At 49.9% G+C, this 7,300-nt stretch carries 5 protein-coding genes and 1 rRNA gene; all 6 read right to left on the bottom strand.

The window, feature by feature from the left end:
• Nucleotides 1–64: ribosomal RNA gene (locus EVJ28_RS04820) — 16S ribosomal RNA — on the bottom strand; the annotation flags it as partial.
• Between the two features lie 225 nt (nucleotides 65–289).
• Nucleotides 290–1,279: an HD-GYP domain-containing protein gene (locus EVJ28_RS04815; protein WP_131457824.1), complete on the bottom strand. Its 990-nt coding sequence runs from the start codon at nucleotides 1,277–1,279 to the stop codon at nucleotides 290–292.
• A gap of 61 nt (nucleotides 1,280–1,340) precedes the next feature.
• Nucleotides 1,341–3,926, bottom strand: a complete 2,586-nt coding sequence (gyrA, locus tag EVJ28_RS04810) for a DNA gyrase subunit A (RefSeq protein ID WP_131468564.1) — start codon at nucleotides 3,924–3,926, stop codon at nucleotides 1,341–1,343.
• 22 nt (nucleotides 3,927–3,948) lie between these two features.
• Entirely contained in the window at nucleotides 3,949–5,877 is a 1,929-nt protein-coding gene (gene gyrB, locus EVJ28_RS04805; protein ID WP_131457822.1) for a DNA topoisomerase (ATP-hydrolyzing) subunit B, read from the bottom strand.
• Between the two features lie 54 nt (nucleotides 5,878–5,931).
• Nucleotides 5,932–7,050, bottom strand: a complete 1,119-nt coding sequence (recF, locus tag EVJ28_RS04800) for a DNA replication/repair protein RecF (protein ID WP_070329327.1) — start codon at nucleotides 7,048–7,050, stop codon at nucleotides 5,932–5,934.
• Between the two features lies 1 nt (nucleotide 7,051).
• Nucleotides 7,052–7,267, bottom strand: coding sequence for a S4 domain-containing protein YaaA (gene yaaA, locus EVJ28_RS04795; protein WP_070329328.1), 216 nt, complete (start codon nucleotides 7,265–7,267; stop codon nucleotides 7,052–7,054).
• Between the last annotated feature and the right edge of the window lie 33 nt (nucleotides 7,268–7,300).

Genomic DNA, 7,300 nt, shown 5'->3' with positions numbered 1-7,300 from the left:
CGACTTGCATGTATTAGGCACGCCGCCAGCGTTCGTCCTGAGCCAGGATCAAACTCTCCAAAGAATTTGATATAGCTCTTGAAAATGACGAAGCTTGCGCTTCAATCAAAACTTGTAAAACTTTTTTTGCCTCATCGTTCAGTTTTCAAAGTTCGTCTGCCGCTCTTAGCGACTCATTAATAATAGCATCTGTGATTATATTCGTCAACTATAAAAATAAAATATTTTGAAAGAATAATATCTAGCGTATTCTTTCGACGGCACTATATAGAAGGAACACGCTAGACGGTTACTGAAAAGCGACGATTCGAACCTCATCAAGTTGAGATAAATCGTATGTTTCTTGTGTTGGTTCAGAGATTACGACCGGTTGTTCCACGCTCGGCGTGTAGCATTGAATCGTTCCGCGCACACCGCTACTCAGTAAGACAGTCCGTCCTACTTCGTAAAAGCCAAGCAGTGTAGCTAAGAGCGTCAACGCTTCCCCATCGTATGCCTCATTTTGCCACATATAAAAATAAGCCTCTTCTGGTGTCAACGCTTCTCTGAACGTACGTGGGGCTGTCAATTGGCAGAATCGGTCGGCGACGATGAACAACGGTGATGCAGGATGAAGGGCTCGTTCTTCTAACCGACTCGGAAAACCTGACCCGTCTAAACGCTCATGATGTTCGGCAATCAATTTACCGACCCTGGCTCTAAGTGTCTGATCTTGCGGTAACATCGTAAGCGAGACGAGCGGGTGCTGATACAATAGCTCTCGTTCCATTTTTGTGAAATAGCGCATGTGGGACCATTTTCGTATTTTAGCGTAGCTCGCATCTGCGAAATAAGAAGCAACACCATAATCGAATTGAATGCGGTGTTCGTCTCCTCGGTATTTCGATAGCGTCTTGGCTACTAAAGCTCGATAAATCGCATGATGAATCACATGATTTTTTCGAAGTGGTTGATTCGTAAAGAACGTGACGACGGCCGATAGCGGATATTCACGTTTGAACAGTTGATGGACGAATTCAAGCGCTTCGTAAGGGTTGGGGGCAATCCGTTCTTCCCATTGATTGTAATGCCGTTCGTATTGGAGCACTTTTGCACATAGATCGATTTCCTCGTCGCGGGTAAGATGGCGACATTCGACCGGAGCAACATCAATGGCTCCTACCTTTAAAAAACGGAGCAAGCGTAAATGTTCGTTTGTCAGTTTCGTTCCTGCCTCTAACGAAGAAACTGACGTCAAAAGCGTCATCCCAACGTGAACGTTTGAAATGGCAAGTCGCATGCTCATCCCTCCTGATTATATGAAAAAAGGTCGAACGGAAGCACCGTTCAACCTTTTCGTCTTACTCAGTCTCTTCAGACGATGGGCCAACTTCGGGTGCTTCATCAACAAACCCATTCTCCACATCAACTGTCGATTCCTCTTCTAATTCATCTTCTAATTCATCTTTTTTCAGTTTAGCAATTGTCGCCAAGCGGTCGCCATCTTCGATATTCATGACTTTAACACCGCGCGTGCTACGCCCCATTTGCGAAATTGTTTGGGCATCGATTCGAATCGCGACACCGAGCTCGGTCATGAGCATGATGTCATCATCTTCATCGACTACGCGCATCCCGACGACAGTTCCGCGGTCTGTCTTGATTCCGATAATTCCAGAACCGCCTCGACCTTGTGTCCGGAATTGTTCCATCGCTGTGCGTTTGCCGTATCCTTTTTCCGTGATGATGAGCACGTCTTGTGTCGGGCGTACAATTTCCATCGAAACGACTCGATCATCATCCTTCTTCAATCGAATCGCACGTACACCGCGAGCCGTACGGCCCATCGAACGGACCTCACCTTCGAGCGGGAAGCGAATCGACATCCCGGCGTGTGTCACAATCAACATCTCGTCGTCGCTCTTCGCTAGACGTACAGTAACGAGCTCATCGCTATCGTTCAAGCTGATGGCACGCAATCCGTTTTTGTTAATGCGGGCATAGGCAGAAAGCGGTGACCGTTTGACAAGTCCGTGCTTCGTGATAAACACGAGTGACAATTGCTCATCAGCCACTTCTTCTTCTTCTGAACCTTCACCAGCGTCCTCAACGATGGCTTTGTCCGCCAAATAGCTATTAAAGTCGACCGGGATCATCGTTTCGACCTTCTCACCCTTATCGACTTGGAGTAAGTTGATAATCGGCATCCCTTTCGCGGTTCGGCTCATCTCAGGAATCTCATATCCTTTCAAGCGGAACACGCGACCGAAGTTCGTGAAGAACAAGATCGTATCGTGCGTTGAAGCAGATAAGAGGCGCAATACGAAGTCTTCGTCATTCGTACCCATTCCTTGTTTCCCTCGACCGCCGCGACGTTGTGTGCGATACGAGTCACTCGGAATCGATTTGATGTAGCCTTCGCTCGTCAGTGCGATCATCATGTCCCGAACCGGGATCAAATCCTCATCCTCAAGCTCGATGATGTCGGTACGAATCACCGTACGACGTGCATCGCCGTAACGCTCTTTGATTTCAGTCAACTCATTGCGAATGATTTCGAGAAGGAGTTCCTCATCCCCTAAAATCGCACGCAATTCTTCGATCAACGTACGGATCTCGCGATACTCGCCTTCGATCTTCTCGCGTTCAAGACCGGTCAACCGTTGGAGACGCATATCGAGAATGGCTTGTGTCTGCTCTGTTGATAGTCCGAAGCGAGCAATCAATTTCTCACGGGCCTCGTCACCGGTCCGCGTGCTGCGGATGATGGCGATGACTTCATCGAGGTGGTCGAGCGCGACACGGAGACCTTCGAGAATATGCGCACGCGCTTCTGCCTTATCGAGGTCGAACTGCGTCCGGCGCCGAACGACTTCTTTTTGGTGTTCGATGTAATAATAGATCGCTTGTTTCAAGTTGAGCGTTTTCGGACGTCCTCCGACGAGCGCGAGCATGTTCACCCCAAACGTCGTTTGCATCGGCGTCTGTTTATACAAGTTGTTCAAAATGACGCTTGCGTTCGCATCGCGGCGTACCTCGATGACGACGCGCATTCCGTTTCGGTCCGACTCGTCACGAAGGTCTGTGATGCCCTCGATTTTCTTGTCGCGAACTAGGTCAGCAATCTTTTCAACGAGACGGGCCTTGTTCACTTGATACGGAATTTCATGGATGAGGATGCGTTCACGGCCGTTCTTCAACACTTGGATCTCGGCTTTCGCGCGCATCGTGATCGATCCGCGACCTGTCTCATACGCCCGGCGAATACCGCTGCGTCCTAAAATCTCACCAGACGTCGGAAAGTCCGGACCCGGAATGTACTGCATGAGCTCTGAAATCGTGATGTCCGGATTGTGCGTGAGCGCAAGCACGCCATCGATTACTTCGTTCAAGTTATGTGGTGGTACGTTCGTCGCCATCCCGACCGCGATCCCGCTCGTACCATTGACGAGGAAGTTCGGAAAACGGGCCGGCATAACGACTGGTTCTTTCTCTTCACCATCAAAGTTTGCTTGATAGTCAATCGTGTTTTTACCAATATCGCGCACGAGTTCCATCGCGATTTTCGACATCCGGGCTTCCGTGTAACGCATTGCCGCTGCCGAGTCTCCATCGACGGACCCGAAGTTTCCGTGGCCATCAACGAGTTCGTAGCGATAACTGAAGTCTTGTGCCATCCGAACCATCGTCTCGTAAACAGCTGAATCACCGTGTGGGTGATACTTACCGATGACGTCCCCGACGACACGGGCAGACTTCTTATGGGGCTTGTCGGCACGAATCCCGAGCTCGTTCATCGCGTAAAGGATACGGCGGTGAACCGGCTTGAGACCATCTCGTACGTCCGGGAGGGCACGCGACACGATGACGCTCATCGCGTAGTCCATGAACGACGTCCGCATCTCTTGGCTAATATTTATATCCTTGATATTTTCTTGTTCTGCCATTCGTTATTGCCTACCCTTCTTTTTAAATATCGAGGTTTTTCACGTAGTGTGCGTGTGACTGGATAAAGTCACGGCGCGGCTCGACATTGTCGCCCATGAGCGTCTCAAAGACCTCATCTGCCTCGATGGCGTCTTGAAGGTCGACACGAAGCATCGAGCGAGACTCTGGATTCATCGTCGTGCTCCAAAGTTGTTCCGGGTCCATCTCACCGAGACCCTTGTAGCGCTGTACACTATAGCGCGCGTTCTCAGGAAGTCGTTTGATTGCTTCTTGGAGTTCGCGGTCGTTTTGGACGTAAACAATCTCTTTACCATGTTTTACACCGTAGAGTGGCGGCTGGGCGATGTAGACGTAGCCGCTCTCAATAAGTGGCCGCATGTAACGATAGAAGAACGTCAGCAACAGTGTCCGGATGTGGGCACCATCGACGTCGGCATCGGTCATGATGATCAACTTATGGTAACGCGCCTTGCCGAGATCGAATTCGTCGGCGATCCCGGTCCCAAGTGCCGTGATGATTGTCCGAACTTCTTGGTTGGCTAAGATTTTATCGAGTCTTGCTTTCTCGACGTTGATGATCTTACCTCGGATTGGCAAAATCGCTTGGAAATGACGGTCGCGTCCTGACTTGGCTGATCCACCGGCCGAGTCACCCTCGACGATGTACAGTTCAGATTTCGATGCGTCCTTCGATGAACAGTCGGCCAGCTTACCTGGCAACGAGCTGACTTCAAGGATGCCTTTACGACGTGTCATTTCACGGGCGCGTTTGGCCGCGAGGCGGGCACGGGCTGCCATGAGCCCTTTGTCGACGATGAGTCGGCCGACCGACGGGTTCTCAAGCAAGAACTGTTCGAACGTCTCGCTAAAGAGTGAATCTGTCACCGTACGGGCGTCAGCGTTACCGAGCTTCGTCTTCGTCTGTCCCTCGAACTGCGGTGACGGGTGTTTGACCGAGACGATCGCGGTCATCCCTTCACGCACGTCGTCGCCGGAAAGACTGCCATCAGCCTCTTTCATCAATCCAAAGCGTTTGGCGTAATCGTTGATCGCCCGTGTCAGTGCCGTTTTGAACCCGGTCTCGTGCGTCCCGCCTTCGTGTGTCGGAATGTTGTTTGTGAACGAGTAAATATTGCTAGAGAACCCTTCGTTGTACTGCAGCGCGATTTCTACTTCGATCCCGTCTTTCGTACCGTGTACATAAACCGGCTCATCGTGGATCGAAGACTTCGAACGGTTCAAATGCTCGACGTAAGACTTGATCCCGCCTTCGTAACAATAGTTTCGCTCAATCGTTTCGTCGCCCCGCTCATCTTTTGCGACGATGCGAAGTCCTTTGTTCAAGAAAGCAAGTTCACGCAAGCGCGTTGCTAGAAGATCAAAATCGTATTCGAGTGTTTCGTCGAAGATGTCTCCATCTGGGAAGAAACGAACCGTCGTACCGGTCGTGTCTGTCGTACCGACAATCTCGAGCTCACCTTGAGGGGCGCCGCGTTTGAACGCTTGATAGTAGACGTTACCGTTTCGGCGTACGAATACTTCGAGTTTCTTCGACAAGGCGTTAACGACGGACGCCCCGACTCCGTGCAAACCACCCGACACTTTATATCCACCGCCGCCAAATTTACCTCCGGCGTGGAGAACGGTGAAGATGACTTCAACGGCAGGACGTCCTGTCTTTTTCTGAATGTCAACCGGAATCCCCCGGCCATCATCTTCGACAACGACAGAGTTGCCTGGTTCGATCGTCACGGTAATCGTTTCACAATGACCGGCGAGCGCTTCATCAATCGAGTTGTCGACGACTTCCCACACTAAGTGGTGGAGCCCGCGCGAACCCGTCGAACCGATATACATCCCTGGGCGTTTACGAACGGCTTCTAACCCTTCAAGCACTTGAATCTGATCGGCACCGTAATCTTGCATTTGTTTTTCATTTTCGTTACTCATCGGTTTCATTCACCTACTATACATGAATTGGTGTTCATAAGGATTGGTCGTACGTTAGACAGATTCCGTCTCAACTTTACCTTGTTTCACGTGAAACAACTTGGCTTGTTGAATCGTTTCGTGAGCAATTCCATCGATATTGGTCGTCGTAATAATCGTTTGGACTTTCTGCCCCATCGTATCAAGCAGATGGGTTTGGCGATGATCATCTAATTCAGATAAGACGTCGTCTAACAACAGCAGCGGATACTCCCCGACCTCTTCGTGGATCAGTTCAATCTCCGCTAGTTTTAACGACAAGGCCGCCGTGCGTTGCTGGCCCTGTGAACCGAACGTTTGGACGTTCCGATCATTGACGTACAGTTCGAAGTCGTCGCGATGGGGACCGAACAAGGTCACACCTCTTCTTCGTTCGTTCTCTCTTATTTTATCAAACTTTTGCCGATACGTTTCAAACATCTGTTCTTTCGTGTGACGTTCTTTTTGAAACGTGTCCGAGACGTATTGAATCGTCAACGTTTCTAAGTTCCGAGTGATTCCTGCATGGATCGGTCCGGCCCATTTCTCGAGTTGATCGATAAAATGGTGGCGCCTGGAGACGATTTTGACGGCAAGCTCAATCAGTTGGTCGGTGAGCACTTCGAGCAATGTCTCGTCCCCACCTTTGATCGACAGTTGTTTTAAAAATGCATTCCGTTGCTTCAGTGTTTTCAAATACTGATTCAAGTCATGTAAGTAAATCGGACTGACTTGTCCGATTTCCATATCTAAAAAACGTCTTCTTCCTTGAGGGCTGCCTTTGACGATTGCAAGATCTTCTGGCGCGAACAAGACGACGTTGAACGCTCCGACGTAGTCACTGAGCCGTCGTTGCTCGAGGTGGTTCAGTTTCGCTTTTTTCCCTTTCGGAGAAAAGCTCAGCGACTGTACCGTTTCACCGGTACGTTTATGGATCCGACCCTCGACGATGGCCGTTTCCGCTTCCCACCCGATCAGTTCACGGTCTTGCGTCGTCCGATGCGACTTTGCGAGCGCAAGTACGTAAATCGATTCGAGCAGATTCGTTTTGCCTTGGGCGTTCTCACCGATGAGAACATTCGTCTGTTCTGAAAAATTTAGCTCAAGGGCTTCGTAGTTGCGGTAGTTTTGCAGTCGAATCGACAATAAGTGCACGTTAGTTCCCCTCGATTTGGAAGTCCCCGTAGCCCTCGACTTCAATCTTGTCTCCGTCGCGGAGTTTACGGCCGCGGCGTTGATCGACCTCGCCGTTCACTTTGATCTCAACGTCTTCCAAAAAGAATTTCGCTTGGCCTCCGCTTGAAATAATATCAGCTAATTTTAAAAATTGTCCGAGTGTTACATACTCGGTCGTAATCGACACTTTTTCCATGTCGTCACTTCCTTTCCTTCATACTTTTCACAA

This window comes from Exiguobacterium sp. SH3S3 (assembly GCF_004337115.1).
Lineage (GTDB): Bacteria > Bacillota > Bacilli > Exiguobacteriales > Exiguobacteriaceae > Exiguobacterium > Exiguobacterium aurantiacum_A.
This window is presented reverse-complemented; position numbering and strand designations above follow the sequence as displayed.

Bases quoted from the DNA above. Each gene is read 5' to 3' on its own strand.
- yaaA (WP_070329328.1), bottom strand. From the start codon at position 7,267: ATGGAAAAAGTGTCGATTACGACCGAGTATGTAACACTCGGACAATTT.
- EVJ28_RS04815 (WP_131457824.1), bottom strand. From the start codon at position 1,279: ATGCGACTTGCCATTTCAAACGTTCACGTTGGGATGACGCTTTTGACG.
- gyrA (WP_131468564.1), bottom strand. From the start codon at position 3,926: ATGGCAGAACAAGAAAATATCAAGGATATAAATATTAGCCAAGAGATG.
- gyrB (WP_131457822.1), bottom strand. From the start codon at position 5,877: ATGAGTAACGAAAATGAAAAACAAATGCAAGATTACGGTGCCGATCAG.